General features: G+C 68.1%; 14 protein-coding genes. 7 read left to right on the plus strand and 7 right to left on the minus strand.

The features are described from left to right. Positions 1–101 precede the first annotated feature (101 nt). The gene (locus tag ACP7AU_RS00400; RefSeq protein WP_426035090.1) at positions 102–2,456 is read right to left on the minus strand and encodes a heavy metal translocating P-type ATPase; all 2,355 of its coding nucleotides are present in this window, start codon (positions 2,454–2,456) and stop codon (positions 102–104) included. Positions 2,457–2,557: 101 nt separating this feature from the next. Between ACP7AU_RS00400 and ACP7AU_RS00405 the strand changes: the two genes are divergently transcribed. Together ACP7AU_RS00405 and ACP7AU_RS00410 are read left to right on the plus strand one after the other, a co-directional pair. After that, entirely contained in the window at positions 2,558–2,833 is a 276-nt protein-coding gene (locus ACP7AU_RS00405) for a metal-sensitive transcriptional regulator (RefSeq protein ID WP_426035092.1), read from the plus strand. A 59-nt stretch (positions 2,834–2,892) separates the two neighbouring features. Then, positions 2,893–3,321, plus strand: a complete 429-nt coding sequence (locus ACP7AU_RS00410; protein WP_426050178.1) for a DUF305 domain-containing protein — start codon at positions 2,893–2,895, stop codon at positions 3,319–3,321. A 6-nt stretch (positions 3,322–3,327) separates the two neighbouring features. On the opposite strand, the gene ACP7AU_RS00415 is transcribed toward ACP7AU_RS00410, so the two are convergent. The 3 genes from ACP7AU_RS00415 to ACP7AU_RS00425 form a co-directional block, all read right to left on the minus strand. Then, positions 3,328–3,825, minus strand: a complete 498-nt coding sequence (locus ACP7AU_RS00415; RefSeq protein WP_426035096.1) for a YybH family protein — start codon at positions 3,823–3,825, stop codon at positions 3,328–3,330. Between the two features lie 191 nt (positions 3,826–4,016). Next, on the minus strand, positions 4,017–4,220 hold the full coding sequence (locus ACP7AU_RS00420; RefSeq protein ID WP_426035098.1) for a YgaP family membrane protein: 204 nt from the start codon (positions 4,218–4,220) through the stop codon (positions 4,017–4,019). Between the two features lie 204 nt (positions 4,221–4,424). Continuing rightward, on the minus strand, positions 4,425–5,705 hold the full coding sequence (locus ACP7AU_RS00425) for an NAD(P)/FAD-dependent oxidoreductase (protein WP_426050179.1): 1,281 nt from the start codon (positions 5,703–5,705) through the stop codon (positions 4,425–4,427). Between the two features lie 215 nt (positions 5,706–5,920). On the opposite strand from ACP7AU_RS00425, the gene ACP7AU_RS00430 reads away from it, so the two are divergent. The 5 genes from ACP7AU_RS00430 (at position 5,921) to ACP7AU_RS00450 (ending at position 12,643) form a co-directional block, all read left to right on the plus strand. After that, complete coding sequence (locus ACP7AU_RS00430) at positions 5,921–6,250, plus strand: rhodanese-like domain-containing protein (RefSeq protein ID WP_426035102.1); 330 nt, start codon at positions 5,921–5,923, stop codon at positions 6,248–6,250. A gap of 26 nt (positions 6,251–6,276) precedes the next feature. Then, positions 6,277–7,305: an efflux RND transporter periplasmic adaptor subunit gene (locus ACP7AU_RS00435; protein ID WP_426050180.1), complete on the plus strand. Its 1,029-nt coding sequence runs from the start codon at positions 6,277–6,279 to the stop codon at positions 7,303–7,305. Next, the gene (locus tag ACP7AU_RS00440) at positions 7,302–10,514 is read left to right on the plus strand and encodes an efflux RND transporter permease subunit (RefSeq protein ID WP_426050181.1); all 3,213 of its coding nucleotides are present in this window, start codon (positions 7,302–7,304) and stop codon (positions 10,512–10,514) included. Before ACP7AU_RS00435 ends, ACP7AU_RS00440 begins: the two co-directional genes overlap by 4 nt. 99 nt (positions 10,515–10,613) lie before the next feature. Beyond that, positions 10,614–10,997: an ArsR/SmtB family transcription factor gene (locus tag ACP7AU_RS00445; protein ID WP_426035108.1), complete on the plus strand. Its 384-nt coding sequence runs from the start codon at positions 10,614–10,616 to the stop codon at positions 10,995–10,997. A gap of 128 nt (positions 10,998–11,125) precedes the next feature. After that, on the plus strand, positions 11,126–12,643 hold the full coding sequence (locus tag ACP7AU_RS00450; RefSeq protein WP_426050182.1) for an acetyl-CoA hydrolase/transferase family protein: 1,518 nt from the start codon (positions 11,126–11,128) through the stop codon (positions 12,641–12,643). A 118-nt stretch (positions 12,644–12,761) separates the two neighbouring features. Here ACP7AU_RS00450 and ACP7AU_RS00455 read toward each other — a convergent pair whose 3' ends face one another. From ACP7AU_RS00455 to cydD, 3 genes are all read right to left on the minus strand, one after another. After that, complete coding sequence (locus ACP7AU_RS00455; protein WP_426050183.1) at positions 12,762–13,013, minus strand: c-type cytochrome; 252 nt, start codon at positions 13,011–13,013, stop codon at positions 12,762–12,764. 237 nt (positions 13,014–13,250) lie between these two features. Beyond that, positions 13,251–14,930 carry an amino acid ABC transporter ATP-binding/permease protein gene (locus ACP7AU_RS00460; RefSeq protein ID WP_426035114.1) on the minus strand — a complete coding sequence of 560 codons (1,680 nt, stop codon included), beginning with the start codon at positions 14,928–14,930 and terminating at the stop codon, positions 13,251–13,253. Beyond that, positions 14,927–16,540: a thiol reductant ABC exporter subunit CydD gene (gene cydD, locus ACP7AU_RS00465; RefSeq protein WP_426050184.1), complete on the minus strand. Its 1,614-nt coding sequence runs from the start codon at positions 16,538–16,540 to the stop codon at positions 14,927–14,929. Before cydD ends, ACP7AU_RS00460 begins: the two co-directional genes overlap by 4 nt. Positions 16,541–16,602 lie beyond the last annotated feature (62 nt).

Consider the following 16,602-nt stretch of genomic DNA (forward strand, 5'->3'; position numbering starts at 1 on the left):
CGCCCGTTGGCCTTGAAACGCACGAAGGCGTCGGCGGTCGCTGCGGTTCAATCCGGCCCTACGCCGCCAGTTCCCCGGCGCTGCAGGAGTTGAAGCCGCGCCTAGAGTTTCACCGCGCGCAACCTCAGCGCATTGCCGATGACGCTGACCGAGGAGAGCGCCATGGCCAGCGCCGCCAGGGCGGGCGACAGCAGCCAGCCGAACACAGGGTAGAGCAGGCCGGCCGCCACCGGGATGCCGAGCGCATTATAGCCGAAGGCGAAGACGAGGTTCTGGCGGATATTGCCCATCACCGCCTTCGACAGATGCCTGGCCCGGACGATGCCTTGCAGGTCGCCGCCCAGCAGGGTCACGCCGGCGCTCTCGATCGCGACGTCCGAGCCCGCCCCCATGGCGACGCCCACATCGGCGGCGGCGAGGGCCGGGGCGTCGTTGACGCCATCCCCCGCCATGGCGACGATCCGGCCTTCCGCGCGAAGCTGCTGAACCACGGACGCCTTGTCCTGCGGCAGGACCTCGGCCTGGACCTCGTCGATGCCGAGGCGTCGCGCCACGGCTTCAGCCGTCGTCCGGTTGTCCCCTGTCATCATGACCAGCCGCAGGCCGGCTGCCTTCAGCGCGAGGATCGCATCCGGCGTGGTGGCCTTGATCGGGTCGGCGATGCCGATGACTCCAGCGGCCTTCCCATCGACCGCCACGAAGATGGCGGTGGCGCCGTCGTGGCGGAGCGCCTCGGCCTGCGGCTCCAGGGCGGAGACGTCGATCGAGAGTTCGCCGAGATAGCGGGTGTTGCCCAGGGCCACCTGGCGACCCTCGATCGTCCCGCGCACGCCGCGGCCGACCGGGCTGTCGAAGTCCGCTGCCTCGGAAAGGGAGATATCCCGGTCCCTGGCGGCCCGGACGATCGCGTCGGCCAGGGGATGCTCGCTGCCGCGCTCGAGGCTGGCTGACAGACGCAGGATGTCCGCTTCGGCAAAGCCCTCGGCGGGCAGGATCGCCGTCACGGACGGGCGGCCTTCAGTCAGGGTGCCGGTCTTGTCCAGAACCAGGGTGTCGACCTTCTCGAAGCGTTCGAGCGCTTCGGCGTTCTTGATCAGTACGCCGGCGTGCGCCCCTCGGCCCACTCCCACCATGATCGAGATCGGGGTCGCCAGGCCGAGCGCACAGGGACAGGCGATGATGAGGACCGAAACCGCCGCGATCAGGGCGTAGGACAGTTGAGGCTCCGGACCGACCAGGCCCCAGACGACGGCAGCCAGTATGGCGATCGCGATCACCGTCGGGACGAACCAGCCGGAGACCGTGTCGGCCAGCCGCTGGATCGGCGCGCGGCTGCGCTGAGCCTGGGCCACCATCTGGACGATCTGCGAAAGCAGGGTGTCGGCCCCGACCTTGTCGGCGCGCATGATGAAGGAGCCGGTCGTGTTCAGGGAACCGGCGACGACGCGGTCGCCGGCTTCCTTGGTCACCGGCATGGACTCGCCGGTCACCATCGATTCATCGACGGCGACGCGGCCCTCCAGCAGCTGGCCGTCGACGGGGATCTTCTCTCCGGGACGGACCCTGAGGGAATCCCCGACCACGACCTGATCCAGCGAAACGTCTTCATCGACGCCGTCGGCCCGAACCCGTCGCGCGGTCTTGGGCGCGAGGTCCAGCAGGGCGCGGATGGCGCCGGAGGTCTGCTCCCGTGCCCGCAGTTCCAGGATCTGTCCGATCAGCACCAGCACCGTGATGACCGCCGCCGCCTCGAAATACACTGGCGCGCTTCCATCGGGTTTGAGGAAGGCGGGCGGGAACAGGGTCGGAGCCAGGACCGCCACGACGCTGTAGAGCCAGGCGACCCCCACCCCCATGGAAATCAGGGTGAACATGTTCAGCCTACGGGTGCGCAGCGATATCCAGCCGCGCTCGAAGAAGGGCAGGCCGCACCAAAGGACCACGGGCGTCGCCAGCGCGAACTGGATCCAGTTCGATATCTGGCCCGGGATCAGCATGTGCAGGTTGGTCAGGTGCCCGCCCATCTCCAGGACGAAAACCGGCAGGGTCAGGACCAGGCCAACCTGGAAGCGGCGGGTGAAGTCGATCAGTTCGTGGTTGGGCGGCGTTTCAGCGGTGACCGTTTCCGGTTCGAGCGCCATGCCGCAGATCGGGCAGGAGCCTGGGCCTTCCTGCCGGATCTCCGGGTGCATCGGGCAGGTGTAGATGACGCCTGGAACGACGGGCCCGCCCTCTGCCCTGGGGGTCAGGTAGCGATCCGGGTCGGCGACGAACCTGGTCCGGCACCCTGCCGAGCAGAAGAAATAGTCCTTGCCGTCATGGTCGGCGCGATGAGCCGTCGTCGCGGGATCGACCGTCATGCCGCAGACCGGATCCTTGACCGTGGCAGAGCCGTCCGAGGTCTTGGCCGCACAGCAGGTGTGGGCTGCCGTGTGACTGTGGGGATGCGTGGACATATCGCTCTCTCCGTCTGATCGAAGTGCTCACATATACCCATGGGGGGTATATCGCAAGATACCCATATGGGGTATATGGAAGGCTCACGGGGCGAGGCCGCATGCAAACTGAAACGAAACCCAAGGTCCTCAACCGGCTGAGCCGCATCGAAGGCCAGGTGCGGGGAATCGCCCGCATGGTCGAAGACGACCGATATTGCGTGGACCTGCTGACCCAGTTGCAGGCGGTCCGGGCCGCGCTTCATCGCGTGGAGACCGAAGTGCTGCGGGATCACCTCGATCACTGCGTGATGGGCGCCATGACCGGCGACGATCCCGAGGATCGAAAGGCCAAGGCTGGCGAACTGATCGAACTTCTGGCGCGGGCCGGACGGTAGGACCGACGGAACAAACCAGCCTGGCTGGTCGCTCACGTCGGGATATCAAGGAACCCGTCATGAAACGCATCAGTCTCGTCCTCGCCGCCTGCGCCCTGTCGGCGGCCTGTTCCCCGCGTCAACCCGAAGAGCCCGCTGCCGCGTCGCCTGAGGCGGCCGCAATGGCAGGCGGGCACGGACAGATGGGCGCCGGCATGTCTGCGGCCGCGCCCGGCGATTCCGTCGCCACCCAGGGCTACAAATCCTCGATGAACACGATGATGGAGGAGATGCCCGCGTTTACCGGCGATGCGGACATCGACTTCATGAAGCAGATGCGCGGCCACCATGTCGCCGCGGTCTCGATGGCTCGCGTGGAACTTGCGCAGGGCAAGGACGCCCAGGCGAGAAGCCTGGCCCAGGAGGTGATCGCGGCGCAGGAGCGGGAAATCACACTGATCGACGCCTGGCTGGCGCAGAAGGGGGCAGGTGCGGCCCCCACTGGCTGACCTGGATCAGCGCGCCGCGTGCGACGACCAATGAATGTGCGAAATCCGCCATCCACCGGCCTCGCGACGAAGGACCATGGTTTCGACCGAGAGACTGTCGATCGGGCGCCCGTTGAACATGCCTGTCGTTCGGCTTTCGGTCGCGACCCACGCGCTGTTTGCGCCGGCTCGCGCTAGCCGGCGGGATTGGATGCTGGGCGCCGCGGCCGAGAATGCCGCGTCGGCGGCCAGATGGTGCTGCGCATATTCGGCTTTCGATCGTTCGGCCCCGCCGCCCTCGAAAATCAGAACGTCGTCGGCGAGGAGGGCCAGTGCCGTGTCTGTCTCGCCGTGTTCCAGCGCAGCATGAAAGGCGTCGACGACACTCGCCGCCGCCATCGCCTCGACCTGGACATCAACGACCGAGGTGGCGGCAGTCTGGCCGGGCTCATGAGCGAGCGCAGGTCCGACCGACGTGATCGACAGGGAGATGACGAGGGCGAGAAGAGATTTGGCGGACGACATGGAATTTCCCCAAAGCGATGAACTGGTTTCACACGCTAGATGCCATTTCGCACGTAGGCGACCCCGGCGCTTCGCCATTCGAGGGGCGGCGTCGGTCCGTCCGACGGCTCAGAAACCCGCCGCGGTCTAATGGCGCACGACGAAGCTCCGCGCGCCCGACTCCGGGCATAGAGCGCGACGACCGCTCGGCGCTAGCGGAAGGCGACCCCGACCTTGAGTCCCAGCTTTTTGAAAACGAGGGCGGCGGGACAGAATCCGGTGAAGGCGGCCTGGATCGCGTTGAGGCCTGCGAAGATCGTCAATGCGATCCACCAGGGGTTCACGAAATACGCCAGGGCGACGCTGGTCAGGACAACACAGCCAAGGAAAAGGAATACAGCACGGTCGACGGTCATGGTCAGTCTCCAGTCAGGCCCGGCCTTGGGCCGGATCAAGGGCCTGGCGCGTCCAGGCGACGATCTGTGGGCTGGTCAGCAGCCCGGCGGTTCGGGCGATCACATGATCGTCGCGAAGGAGCAGCAGCGCCGGAATGCCGGGTCCTTGCCGTCCGGCGTGCGGTTGGCCGCGCCACAGGCCGGGCAGACGAACTGGCGCACGGGTCAGGCCTTGATCTTGCGCAAGCCCATGATCTCGAGGGCTAGTTTCTCGTAGAAGGGCACGCTCTCGCCCCGCCTGATCTTGCCCAGGAAGTATTTTTCGAAACCAACCTTGGCGAGGTGGACCCATTTGCCGCTCGCCGACCAGTTGACGTTGCGGGGCGGGATCTGCGGCTGTGCGACGAAGGCCACGCCGCCGTCGCCGAAGTCGGCGAGGCAGAAGGCGTTCCAGGTCGCCTCGTGCGTCGGGGCTTTGCCATCGAGGATCTCGGCCATGTTTTGGGCGATGGCGGTGACCATGCTCTCGATCATGAAACCGGTCTTGGGGACCCCGACGGGCACAGGCGTCTTGCCGGTCGGCGCGATGGCCACGCACACACCAAGGCCGAAGACATTCGGATAGGTCGGATTGCGCTGGTGCTTGTCGATGACGATGAAGCCGCGCGGGTTGGTCAGGCCTTCGACGCCCCGGACGGCGGCGACGCCGCGAAACGCCGGCAGCATCATTGAGTAGGCGAACGGCACGTCATGGGTCTGTTTGATCGAACCGTCGTCGGCGATCTCCTCGACATGCATGAGCCCGGCTTCGACCGAGGCGACCCTGGCGTTGGTGACCCATTTGATGTGGCGATTGCGCATCTCGCTCTCGAGCAGACCCTTGGTGTCGCCGACGCCGTCGAGGCCGAGGTGGCCGACGTAGGGCTCCGAGGTGACGAAGGTCATCGGCACCCTGTCGCGGATCTTGCGGCGCCTGAGCTCCGTATCGAGGATTATGGCGAACTCGTAGGCCGGGCCAAAGCAGGAGGCGCCCTGGACGGCGCCGACGATGATCGGACCCGGGTTCAGGACGAAGGCGTCGAAGGCCGCGGCCGCAGCTTCCGCGTGATCGACATGGCAGACCGACTGGGTGAAGCCGCCATGCGGGCCAAGACCCGCGATCTCATCGAAGGCCAGGTCGGGGCCGGTGGCGATGACCAGATAGTCGTAGCCGGCGATGGCGCCGTCGTTCAGCTCGACCTGATTGAGGGCAGGCGAGACCTGCCTGGCTCCGACGCCCGTGAAGGCGATGCCGCGTTTGGCGAAGACCGGCGGCAGATCGACCTCGATGGCGTCGCGCTTTCGCCAGTGGACGGCGACCCAGGGGTTGGAGGGGACGAAGTGAAACCTGTCGCCTTGCGACACAACGCTGACGTCGGCCCCGTCTCCGACGGCGTCCTTGATTTCGAAGGCGGCGACGGCGCCCCCCAATCCTGCGCCCAGGATGACGATGCGGGGCTTGGCCATGTTCGGTCTCCTGCATTTGCGGCCTTGACCGCTGTGGAACGTCCGCGCTTTCGCCCGACCGCGCCTTGATCCGGATCAAGGCCGGGCAACACCCTCAGCCCTACGGCTCGTAGGCGGTGCTTGATTGTGTATTAGTCTACGCGCATATACGCAATAACGAATCAACAGCGGCTTCATCACGCCAGAAGCGCGCACTCTTCCAAGGATTTCCCAGAATGTTCGGCTCCCCCAAACCCAAGGACCTCACACCCGCCGAGCTGAAGGCCGGTCTCGATGAGAACCGGATCCTGCTCATCGATGTTCGGGAGCCGAGCGAGTTCGAGGTCGAACGGATCGCGGGCGCGCTCAACGTCCCGCTTTCCTCCTTCAACCCCGAGACCTTGCCCGATGCGGGCTCCAGAACGATCGTGATGCAATGCGCGGGCGGCAAGCGATCTGCCATGGCGGTCGATCAGTGCCGCAAGGCCGGACAGGTCATGGAAACCCATCTGGCGGGAGGACTGGCCGCCTGGAAGGTCGCAGGCCTGCCGACGGTCGCCGGTTGATCGGCGCCGGGGCGAATGGATGAATCATGGCACGACTTCCCTTTCTGATCGTCCTGGGCGCGGCCCTGCTGCTGGGCGCCTGCGGACACCCTGAACCTGCGGTTCCGGTCGCCGAGGCCGCCCCGCAGGCCGGCCGCCTGACCCTGCAGGCCCGGACCGTCGCTGACCTCAAGCCCGTCCCCGGAACGCTGACGACCCGCGACATGGCCGAAGCCCGGGCGCGCATCTCGGGGACCCTGGTTATGCTCGGCGTCAGGGAGGGGGACATGGTCCGCCAGGGCCAGCTGATCGGCCGCGTGACGGACGCCCGTCTGGCGCTTCAAACCGGCGCCTTCGACGCCCAGGTCGCCGCCGCCGCCGCCGAGGCCGGTCGCGCCGATGCGGACCTCGCGCGGACACGCAGCCTGTTCGCCCAGGGCATCTACGCCCAGGCCAGGCTCGACCAGGTCGAGGCCCAGGCCCGGGCCGCCAACGCCAACCTGACCGCGGCCCGCGCCCAGCGCGGCGCGAGTGTCGAACTCGCCGGGCAAGGCGCGATTCTTGCCCCGGCTGCCGGTCGCGTCCTCAAGGCAAACGTCCCGGTGGGATCGGTGTTGATGGCGGGCCAGACGCTGGCGACCATCACCGCGGGGCCGATGGTGGTGCGTATCGAATTGCCGGAGGGTCAGGCGCGCGCGCCGCAGGTCGGCGACGTCGTGCAACTGGCGGCGGCGGACCTGCTGGGCGTCGCGACCCAAGGCGCGATCAGCCAGATCTATCCGTCGATCACGGACGGTCAGGTCATGGCCGACGTCAGCGCACCGGGCTTGCCGCAGGACCTGATCGGGCAAAGGGTCCGCGCCCATGTCAGGATTGGCGAACGCCAGGCCCTGATCGTGCCGCGGCGCTACATCCTCACCCGGTTCGGGATCGACTACGCCCGACTGGTCCGGGCGGATGGAACGCTCTCGGAGATCCCCGTTCAGACCACGGCGGGTCCCGACGCCGATACCGTGGAGGTGCTGGCCGGGCTTCGTGCCGGTGACGTGCTGAGTCCCGCCGGAGCCGCCCGATGAACCTCGGCCTCTCCGGACGGCTGACCCGGATTTCCATCCGTTCGCCGCTGACGCCGCTCATCCTGCTGGCCGCCATCACCGTGGGCCTGCTGGCCCTGGTGTCGATTCCCCGGGAGGAAGAGCCGCAGATCAGCGTGCCCATGGTCGACATCATGGTCGCCGCCCTGGGGCTGCGGGCGGCGGATGCGGTCGAACTGGTCGGCAAGCCGCTGGAGACGATCGTCAAGAGCGTGGCGGGCGTGGAACACGTCTACACCTTCGCCGACGACAACCAGGTCATGGTCACCGCACGCTTCGACGTCGGGACCGATCCGGACACGGCGGCAGTCCGCATTCATGAGAAAATCCGCGCCAACTACGACCGGATTCCCTCCGGCATCGCCGAACCCCTGATCCAGACCCGGGGCATCAATGACGTGCCGAGCCTGGTGCTGACGCTGTCGCCCAGGCCCGGGGCCGCAGGCCAGTGGACCGATCAGGCCCTGTTCGAACTCGCCGGCAAGCTCAGGACCGAGGTCGCCAAGGTCGATAATGTCGGGCTGACCTTCATCGTCGGCGGCCGTCCCCAGGAAATTCGGGTGGAGCCGGACCCGGCACGCCTGGCCCAGCATGGCGTGTCGCTGGGCGCCCTGATGGACACTATTCGGCAAGCCAACAGGGCCTTCCCGGCGGGTCAGGTGCGCAACGGCGGCGAGGCGGTTGACGTCACCGCCGGTCAAACCCTGGCCAGCGCGACCCAGATCGGCTTTCTGGCGCTGCCCTCCGCCCGGGGCGAAGCCGTCTATGTCCGCGATGTCGCCCGCGTCATCGAGGCGCCGCGCGAGGACCAGGCCCACGCCTGGCGCTATGCGCGCACGGACGACGGCTGGAGCGAAGCTCCGGCGGTCAGCCTGGCGATCGCCAAGCGCAAGGGAGCGAACGCTGTCGTCGTCTCGCAACAGGTCCTGACGCGCGTCGAGGCGCTGAGGGGCACGCTGCTTCCCGACAGCCTGGATGTGGCGGTCACCCGGGACTACGGCGCTACGGCCAACGAGAAGGCCAATGAGCTGCTGTTCCACCTAGGCCTGGCCACCTTGTCGATCGTCGTCCTGATCGGCTTCGCCATCGATTGGCGCGAGGCGGGCGTGACAGCGGTCGTCATCCCGACGACGATCCTGCTGACCCTCTTCGCCTCCAACCTGCTGGGCTACACCATCAACCGGGTCAGCCTGTTCGCACTGATCTTCTCGATCGGCATCCTGGTCGATGACGCCATCGTCATGATCGAAAACATCGCCCGGCACTGGGCCATGCCTGACGAGCGGACCCGGATCGACGCCGCTGTCGACGCCGTCGCCGAGGTCGGCAACCCGACCGTCGTCGCCACCCTGACGGTGGTCACCGCCCTGTTGCCGATGCTGTTCGTGTCCGGATTGATGGGTCCCTATATGGCGCCGATCCCGGTCAACGCCTCGGCGGCCATGGTGTTTTCCTTCTTCGTCGCCGTGGTCATCGCGCCGTGGCTGATGATCCGGTTCGCCCGCAAGACGCTGGTTGCCGCCGCACCCGCTCACGGCGAAGGCAAACTCGGCGCCCTCTATCGCAGGGTCGCGAGCCGGGTGATCGGCACGAGGCGGTCCGCCTGGATCTTCCTGATCGGCGTCGGTCTGGCCACGCTTCTGGCCGGCGCCATGTTCGCGACCAGGACAGTGACGGTGAAGCTGCTGCCCTTCGACAACAAGTCGGAGCTGCAGGTCGTACTCGACATGCCCGAGGGCACGTCGCTGGAGGTCACCCAGCGCACCCTGGCCGACGCCGCCATCATCACGCGCGGCCTGCCGGAAGTGGTCGCCATCGACGCCTATGCCGGAACGGCCTCGCCGTTCAATTTCAATGGTCTGGTGCGCCACTACTACCTTCGCAACAAGCCGGAGATGGGCGATCTGGCCGTCGCCCTGGCGGAAAAGGGAGAGCGCAAACGGTCGAGCCACGCCATTGCCCTCGATCTGCGTGAGAAGCTCGCGGGTGTGGTGCTGCCTGCCGGCGGCGTGATCAAGGTGGTCGAGGCGCCGCCCGGTCCTCCGGTCATGGCGACCCTTCTGGCTGAGGTCTACGGCCCCGACGCCCCGACCCGGCGCGCTGTCGCCGAACGGGTGAAGGCCGCGTTCCATTCGGTGCCCTATATCGTCGATGTCGACGACAGCTATGGCCAGCCGCGGCCCGGATTGCGGCTCGTCCCGGACCGGGACCGGCCGGAAGCCCTGAAGGTCAGCGACAGAGACGTCTACGACTCCATCGCCGCCGCGCTCGGCGGCCAGGTCGTCGGCTATGCGCATCGTGGCGAGGGTCGCGATCCGCTGGAAATCTCGGTGCGCCTGCCCCAGTCGGCGCGCAGCTGGGGCGAGGGCCTGGCGTCCATGCCGGTCGCCGTGTCGCAAGGCGCGGCTGGCGCACGGCTCGTGTCCCTAGGCGAGGTCGCCACCATCTCGAGCGAACCCGGCTCAACCCACATCTTCCGCCGCGACGGCCGGGACGTGGACATGGTCATGGGCGAGTTGGCCGGCGCCTATGAAGCCCCGATCTACGGCATGATGGCGGTCGACCAGATCATCCGTCAGGGCGATTGGGGGGATGTTCCCAAGCCGGATATCCGCATGAACGGCCAGCCGACGGACGAGAGCCGACCGACCGTGCTCTGGGACGGCGAGTGGGAGATCACCTGGGTCACCTTCCGCGACATGGGCGCAGCGTTCGGCGTGGCGATTCTCGGCATCTATGTGCTGGTCGTCGCCCAGTTCAAAAGCTTCCGACTGCCCCTCGTCATCCTGACGCCGATTCCGCTGACCCTGATCGGCATCGTCATCGGCCACATCCTGTTCCGGGCGCCCTTCACCGCGACCTCGATGATCGGCTTCATCGCCCTGGCCGGCATCATTGTCCGAAACTCGATCCTGCTTGTGGACTTCATTCGTCACAGCCAGACCGGGGAGCGGTCCCTGCGCGAGGTTCTGCTGGACGCGGGCGCGATCCGCTTCAAGCCCATCGTGCTGACCGCCGCAGCGGCCATGATCGGGGCGGCGGTGATCCTGACCGATCCGATCTTCCAGGGTCTGGCCATCTCGCTTCTGTTCGGCCTGGCCTCATCGACCCTGCTGACGGTCCTGGTGATCCCGGCCATCTATATCGTCCTGCGCGACGACGGCCGTCCCCTGGCCCCGGAAGAAAGCTGAGATGAGCATGGCAATCGACTTCGGCTTCGCTACCGAGCAGGTCCGACCCTGCGCAGTCTCCTCGAACCCGCAGGACGGCGGAGAGTGGCTTGATCGTGTATGCGCACCTTCTACAGTAAGCAGATGATTGCGCCCACAGTTCACCCTTCGTGGAATGACCTTGGCGGGTTCGAGGACTGCGTCGAACCTGCGGCGCGCCTGTTGAAACTGCTGGCGAGCGAACAACGGCTTCTGCTGTTGTGCCGGCTCGTCGAGGGCGAGGCGTCGGTTGGCGACCTCGCCGACAATGCCAGGCTGGCTCCGTCCGCAGCCTCGCAGCACCTGGCCAGGATGCGGGCCGAAGGTCTCGTCGCCACCCGGCGCGATGCGCAGACGATCTACTATCGGCTGGATGATCCTTCCGCACTCCGGGTGCTGCATACGCTTCGGGACATTTATCGCGGCCAGCAGGACGCCCCGGCAGGTTCGGCAGGCCCTATTTAGGCTGATGAGGTTTTGGTCTCGATAGACATTGACCTGAATCAAGGGACGCCCGGCTGCGTGGGTCCAGGGCCGACAGGCGCGTTCACCTGATGGCAGGGCCCATGCCGGGACCTGGGAAAGATCACTTCATGACGGACCATCGTCTCGCCAGCGCCCGACACCGGGCCCAGGTCATGTCGGCCGAGGACGCCGCAAGCCTGATCGCGCCCAACACGACGGTGGGGCTCAGCGGGTTCACCGCCTCGGGCTATCCGACAGCGGTCCCTTTGGCGCTCGCCGCCCGGATCGAGGCCGAGCATGCGGCGGGCCAACCCTTTAAGCTGCGGATCTGGACGGGCGCCTCGACCGGCCCGGAACTGGACGGAGCCCTGGCCAAGGCCGACGGCATCGAGTTCCGGCTGCCCTACAACTCCGACCCGACCTGCCGCGACCGGATCAATCGCGGCGAGATGGCCTATTTCGACATGCATCTGAGCCAGGTCGCGCCGATGGCCTGGCAGGGTTTTCTCGGCCCGCTGGACACGGCGATCATCCAGGTCACGGGCATCCGCGAGGACGGGGCGCTGATCCCGGCCTCCTCGGTCGGCAACAACAAGACCTGGCTGGACCGGGCCAGCCAGGTGATCCTCGAGGTTAACCGTTGGCAGAACCCGGAGCTTCTGGGCATGCACGACATCTACTATGGCACCGCCCTGCCGCCGAACCGGGTGCCGATCCCGCTGATCCGCCCGGGCGACCGCATCGGCGAGCCCTGTTTCCGCTGCGACCCGGACAAGATCGTGGCCATCGTCGAGACCGACCGGCCCGACCGCAACGCGGGGTTCACCGCGCCCGGAGCGGACGACCTGGCCATCGCCGGCCATCTGCTGGAGTTCCTCGAGCACGAGGTGTCCAGGGGCCGACTGTCGCCGTCGTTGCTGCCGCTCCAGTCGGGCGTGGGCAATACAGCGAATGCGGTCCTGACCGGCCTGATCGACGCGCCGTTCGACAATCTGAGCGCCTATACCGAGGTCATCCAGGACGGGATGCTGGCGCTGATGGACAGCGGCAAGCTGCGCGTCGCCTCCTCGACGGCCCTCAGCCTAAGCCCCGAACTGACCGAGCGGGTCAACCGGAATATGGGCGACTACCGGGACCGGATCATCCTTCGGCCGCAGGAGATCAGCAATCATCCGGAGGTGATCCGCCGTCTGGGCGTCATTGCCATGAACGGCATGATCGAGGCCGACATTTACGGAAACGTCAACTCGACCCATGTGATGGGGTCGCGCATCCAGAACGGCATCGGCGGCTCCGGCGACTTTGCCCGCAACGCCTATATCTCCATCTTCATGAGCGCCTCGACGGCCAAGGGCGGCAAGATCTCGACCCTGGTGCCCGCCGTTTCCCACGTCGATCACATCAATCAGGACGTCCAGGTGATCGTCACCGAACAGGGTCTGGCCGATCTTCGCGGCCTGTCGCCCAAACAGCGCGCGCGCGTCGTCATCGACACCTGCGCCCACCCGACGTTCCGCCCGATGCTGGAGGACTATTTCCAGCGCGCGCTCAAGGGCTCCTACGGCCTGCAGACGCCGATGCTGCTCGATGAGGCCCTGTCGTGGCATGCCCGGTTCGTCCGGACCGGCAGCATGGCCGGCGGTTGAGCGAGACCCGGGCGGGATCGAGGTCCGGTTCGTGGCGGTCCGGACCCATCCTCGCCGCGGCGAGGGTCCGGGCGCGGGCGGTGCAGCGGTTCAATGGTTCCTGATGCGGGACACGCGCCTACGGAGCAGACGGGCGACCGTCCGGTGCGCGCAACGTGTCGAGATAGGCGGTCAGGTCGTGAATCTGGCTGGCGCCGAAGACATAGGGCGGCATGGCGGGATGGGTCGTAACCAGGCCCTGTTCGAATGCGGCGGCCAGCTCGTCGGAGCCTCGGCGCCGGACAATGTCTCTGAATGGCGGCGCAACGGCGAGCGGACTGTCGCCCGCGGCGTCGATGGCGTGGCAGCTGGCGCACCCGACGATCGCCATGGCGCGGCCTCGGGACGCGGACTCCCGATCCAGGGCCGTCGACAGGGACGAGACGGCAGGGCTGTCTTGGGTGTTTGAAGCGCGTGGCGCGCTCGGCGGCGACGCGACCCGGGGCCCGGGAAGCGGCGAACACGCCCCAACCAGCAGAAGACCGATAATCGTGGGGACTCGCATGACACTACTCCGGCGACCAGGTCTCATTTGACCAGTGCCCCGGGTCGGCGTCCTTGACCCAGGTCAAGCGGCGGCCCTGACGTCGCGATCCCCGAGCGGAATTCCACCTGGCGAGAGCGTGACCGAGACGTCGACGATCTGGTCGCACAGGGCCGTGGGCGCCGATCGGTGGCTGACCAGGATCAGGCCCTGGCGGCGGGTCGAAAGGTGATGCGTGAGACCGTTCAGCACCCGGGTTTCGGTCGCGGCGTCGAGGCCTTCGGTCGGTTCGTCGAGCACCAGCCAGGGCGCGTCGCGCAGATAGGCGCGCGCCAGTCCCAGGCGCCGGCGCTCGCCGCCGGACAGCCGGTCGCCGTTCTCGCTCAGAACCGTGTCGAGACCGGCCGGAAGCGCCGCGACCCGGTCGGCGAGGCATGCGTCGCTCAGGACAGCCCAGAGGTCGTCGGTCGAAGCGGCTGGATTGGCAAGACGGAGATTGTCCGCGATCGACCCTGCCAGCAGCCGGACGTCCTGCGACGCATAGGCGAAACGCGCCCGAACGTCGTCCAGAGCGGCGTCCTCGAGAGGCAGGCCGCCCAGTCGCAACTGGTCGGCGAGAGAGGCGCGTAGCCCCATCATGGTTTCGATCAACCGCGTCTTGCCGGAGCCGGAGGGACCGATCACGCCCAGACGGAAGGGCGGCACGATCTCCAACGCCGCAGAGCGGATGATGATGGCGTCGCCGGCCATCGAAGGTGCGCGTCGCCGGATGACGGGCCTGGCCGGGTCATCCAGAACCTCAGCCAGCCGTGCCAGCGCCTCCTGGGCCGCGCCATTCTGGCGCAGACCTCCGGTGAGGGCGGCGGCGGCCTCAAGTCCCGTCACGGACGCCAGCGCCGCGAGGGCGACGAGCGGCAGGGACGCCGGGGCGGATGTCGCAATGACCCCGATTACGGTCACGGCCAGGACCGCGGCCTGGAACACCGGGATCCATCCGCCGGCCACGGCGTCCGCGACCCGGCGACGATCCAGGGTCCGCGCCGCCTGACCCACCTGGTCGGCGGCCCAACTCTCCAGGCCATAGGCTCGCAGCTCGGGAGCCGCGGCCTGCAAGGCCGAAAGCCGGTCCTTGAACAGGCCCATGGCGACCTGCACCCGCCGTCCCGCGGGGTCCGCGACGCGCCGGCCGATCAGAAGGCCTCCGAAGATGGTGATGGCGATGCCAGCGGCCAGGACGAGAGCGGGCAGGGGACCGGCCAACAGCGCCAGGCCGATCGCGGCCAGAGCGCCGGCGCCGGCGCCCCAGGGCCCGCTCAGGCGCACGAACACGGTCTGGATCGCATCGACGTCCTGGATCATCCGCGCTGACGCTTCGCCGCTGGAGAGGCTGAACGCCTGACGGGGCGCGGCCGCCGCCAGTCGCGCGAACAACAGCGGCCGCAGACGGGCCAGGGCCTTGAGAGCCGCGGCGTGGCCGCTGACCCGTTCGACGTAGCGCGAGCCCGTCCGCACGATGGCCAGCATCCGGATCACGGCGGCCGGGAGCAGATAGTTGAACGCCTGGACGACCGCGAAGCCGCCGGCTCCGGCGATCGCCGCCCCGGTGATGAACCAGCCGGACAGACCCAGCAGCGCCACCGAGGCGCCGGAGACGAGGGCGGCGGACAGGGCGGCAAGCCGCAACCGTCCGCCCTGGGCGCGGCGTTGCTCGGCCAGCAGGGCGTCGAGGGTCGGGTCTTCCGTGTGCGCGGTCGTCGGTTTCACAGCCGCACCACCCGGTCGGCCAGGGCCATGACGGCCTGTGAATGGGTCGCGATCAGGGTGGTGCGGCCTTCCGCCGCCGCGCGGATCACCTCCAGCACGGCCGTCTCGGACGCCGGGTCGAGATTGGCGGTCGGTTCGTCCAGCAACAGCAGGCGTGACGGCGACAGCAGAGCCCTGGCGAGGCCCAGACGTCGGCGCTCGCCGCCCGAGAGCCCGCCGCCGCGTTCGTCGAGGATGCGGCCCAGATCACCCTGGAGACCCGCGCGGGCGGCGGCGTCGCGGATCTCCTCTACGCTCGCACCCGGCCTCGCCAGAGCGATGTTGTCGAAGAGGGCTCCGGGGGCCACGACCGGGTTCTGGCTGGCCCAGCCGACGGCTCCGGCGAACGCGCCCGCGTGCGACAGGCCGTGACCGCCGACCCGGACTTCGCCCGATGACAGCGGCGCCAGGCCCAGCAGCAGATGCAGCAGGCTGGTCTTGCCCGAGCCGCTGTGGCCGACCAGGGCCACGATCGCTCCGGTCGGGACATGGAGGTCGAAATCGGTGATCGCCGGCGCGCCGTCGCCGTAGCGGATCGTGACCGATCGGAAGTCGAGTTCCGGGGCGCTCGACCACCGGCGGGACGGCGGGGCAATGCCGGGTCGACCCGGCTCCGGCCCGGCCATCGACGGCACGGCGGCTTCGGCGGCCTGTTTCTCGTGATAGGCTGCGGCCAGACGGCGCATGGGGGCATAGACCTCGGGCGCCATGGCCAGCACGAAGAAGGCGCGGCCCAGGTCCAGCGTCTCGGGCACGGGAAACGGCAGGATGCGCAACAGGTTGAAGCCGCAGTAGACCGCGACCAGCGCGACCGAGAGGGCCGAGAAAAACTCCAGCACGGCCGACGAGACGAACGCCACCTTGAGCACCCGACCCGTGCGGCGCTCCAGCTCGTCGGCCGCGCCGGCGATCTCGCGCGTGGTGCGCGCCTCGGCCTGGAAGGAGAGAAGGGTGGGAAGGGCGCGGACGCGGTCCAGAAACATCCCGGACAGCCGTTCAAGCGCCTGGAACTGCCGCCGGCTCTCGGCCGCCGCCGCGCCACCGGCCAGGGCCATGCCGACCACGAAGGGGACCAGGGTCAGCAGAAGGATGCCGGCAACGACCGGGCTGGCCAGGGCGCACACCGCGATCACGATCACGGGCGAAACGGTCGCGGCCAGGCGAACGGGGGCAAAGCGGGCGACATGACCGTCCAGGGTTTCGACCGCCTCGACAACCGCGGTCAGGGCGGCGGCGGCAGATCGCCGACCGGCGAACAGATCGGCGACGATCCCCTGCCGGACCTCGCCCTTGACCGCCGCCGCGGCCTTGGCGGAAACGAAGGTCGCGGCCTGACCCATCCAGCCTCGCAGCACCAGACTCGCGGCGGCCAGAACCAGCCAGGGGGCGGCCTCGGCGACCGAATGCTCAAGGGCGCCGATGGCCAGGCCGAGGCCGGCCGCGAAACCGATCGCCGGCGCGACGTCGCCGACGACCAGAGCCGCTGACAGACCCAGCAGCCGACGATGGGGCCGGCCCGCGGCCTTGAGCCAGGAACCGGGAGCAAGTGTTGGAAGGGCGTCGGCCGTCATGGGTCCGCCCTAGACGCCGGCGCAGGCTCGGGCCTTGATCGAAATCAAGGCGGAGCATCGCA

Source organism: Brevundimonas sp. SL161, from assembly GCF_049896985.1.
Taxonomy (GTDB): Bacteria; Pseudomonadota; Alphaproteobacteria; order Caulobacterales; family Caulobacteraceae; genus Brevundimonas.

Excerpts from the sequence above, each read along its gene's own strand:
- ACP7AU_RS00455 (WP_426050183.1), bottom strand. The coding sequence starts at position 13,013 with ATGGCGATCGTCGGGTGCGCCAGCTGCCACGCCATCGACGCCGCGGGC.
- ACP7AU_RS00450 (WP_426050182.1), top strand. The coding sequence starts at position 11,126 with ATGACGGACCATCGTCTCGCCAGCGCCCGACACCGGGCCCAGGTCATG.
- ACP7AU_RS00420 (WP_426035098.1), bottom strand. The coding sequence starts at position 4,220 with ATGACCGTCGACCGTGCTGTATTCCTTTTCCTTGGCTGTGTTGTCCTG.
- ACP7AU_RS00435 (WP_426050180.1), top strand. The coding sequence starts at position 6,277 with ATGGCACGACTTCCCTTTCTGATCGTCCTGGGCGCGGCCCTGCTGCTG.
- ACP7AU_RS00430 (WP_426035102.1), top strand. The coding sequence starts at position 5,921 with ATGTTCGGCTCCCCCAAACCCAAGGACCTCACACCCGCCGAGCTGAAG.
- ACP7AU_RS00400 (WP_426035090.1), bottom strand. The coding sequence starts at position 2,456 with ATGTCCACGCATCCCCACAGTCACACGGCAGCCCACACCTGCTGTGCG.
- cydD (WP_426050184.1), bottom strand. The coding sequence starts at position 16,540 with ATGACGGCCGACGCCCTTCCAACACTTGCTCCCGGTTCCTGGCTCAAG.
- ACP7AU_RS00440 (WP_426050181.1), top strand. The coding sequence starts at position 7,302 with ATGAACCTCGGCCTCTCCGGACGGCTGACCCGGATTTCCATCCGTTCG.
- ACP7AU_RS00405 (WP_426035092.1), top strand. The coding sequence starts at position 2,558 with ATGCAAACTGAAACGAAACCCAAGGTCCTCAACCGGCTGAGCCGCATC.
- ACP7AU_RS00415 (WP_426035096.1), bottom strand. The coding sequence starts at position 3,825 with ATGTCGTCCGCCAAATCTCTTCTCGCCCTCGTCATCTCCCTGTCGATC.
- ACP7AU_RS00425 (WP_426050179.1), bottom strand. The coding sequence starts at position 5,705 with ATGGCCAAGCCCCGCATCGTCATCCTGGGCGCAGGATTGGGGGGCGCC.
- ACP7AU_RS00410 (WP_426050178.1), top strand. The coding sequence starts at position 2,893 with ATGAAACGCATCAGTCTCGTCCTCGCCGCCTGCGCCCTGTCGGCGGCC.
- ACP7AU_RS00445 (WP_426035108.1), top strand. The coding sequence starts at position 10,614 with ATGCGCACCTTCTACAGTAAGCAGATGATTGCGCCCACAGTTCACCCT.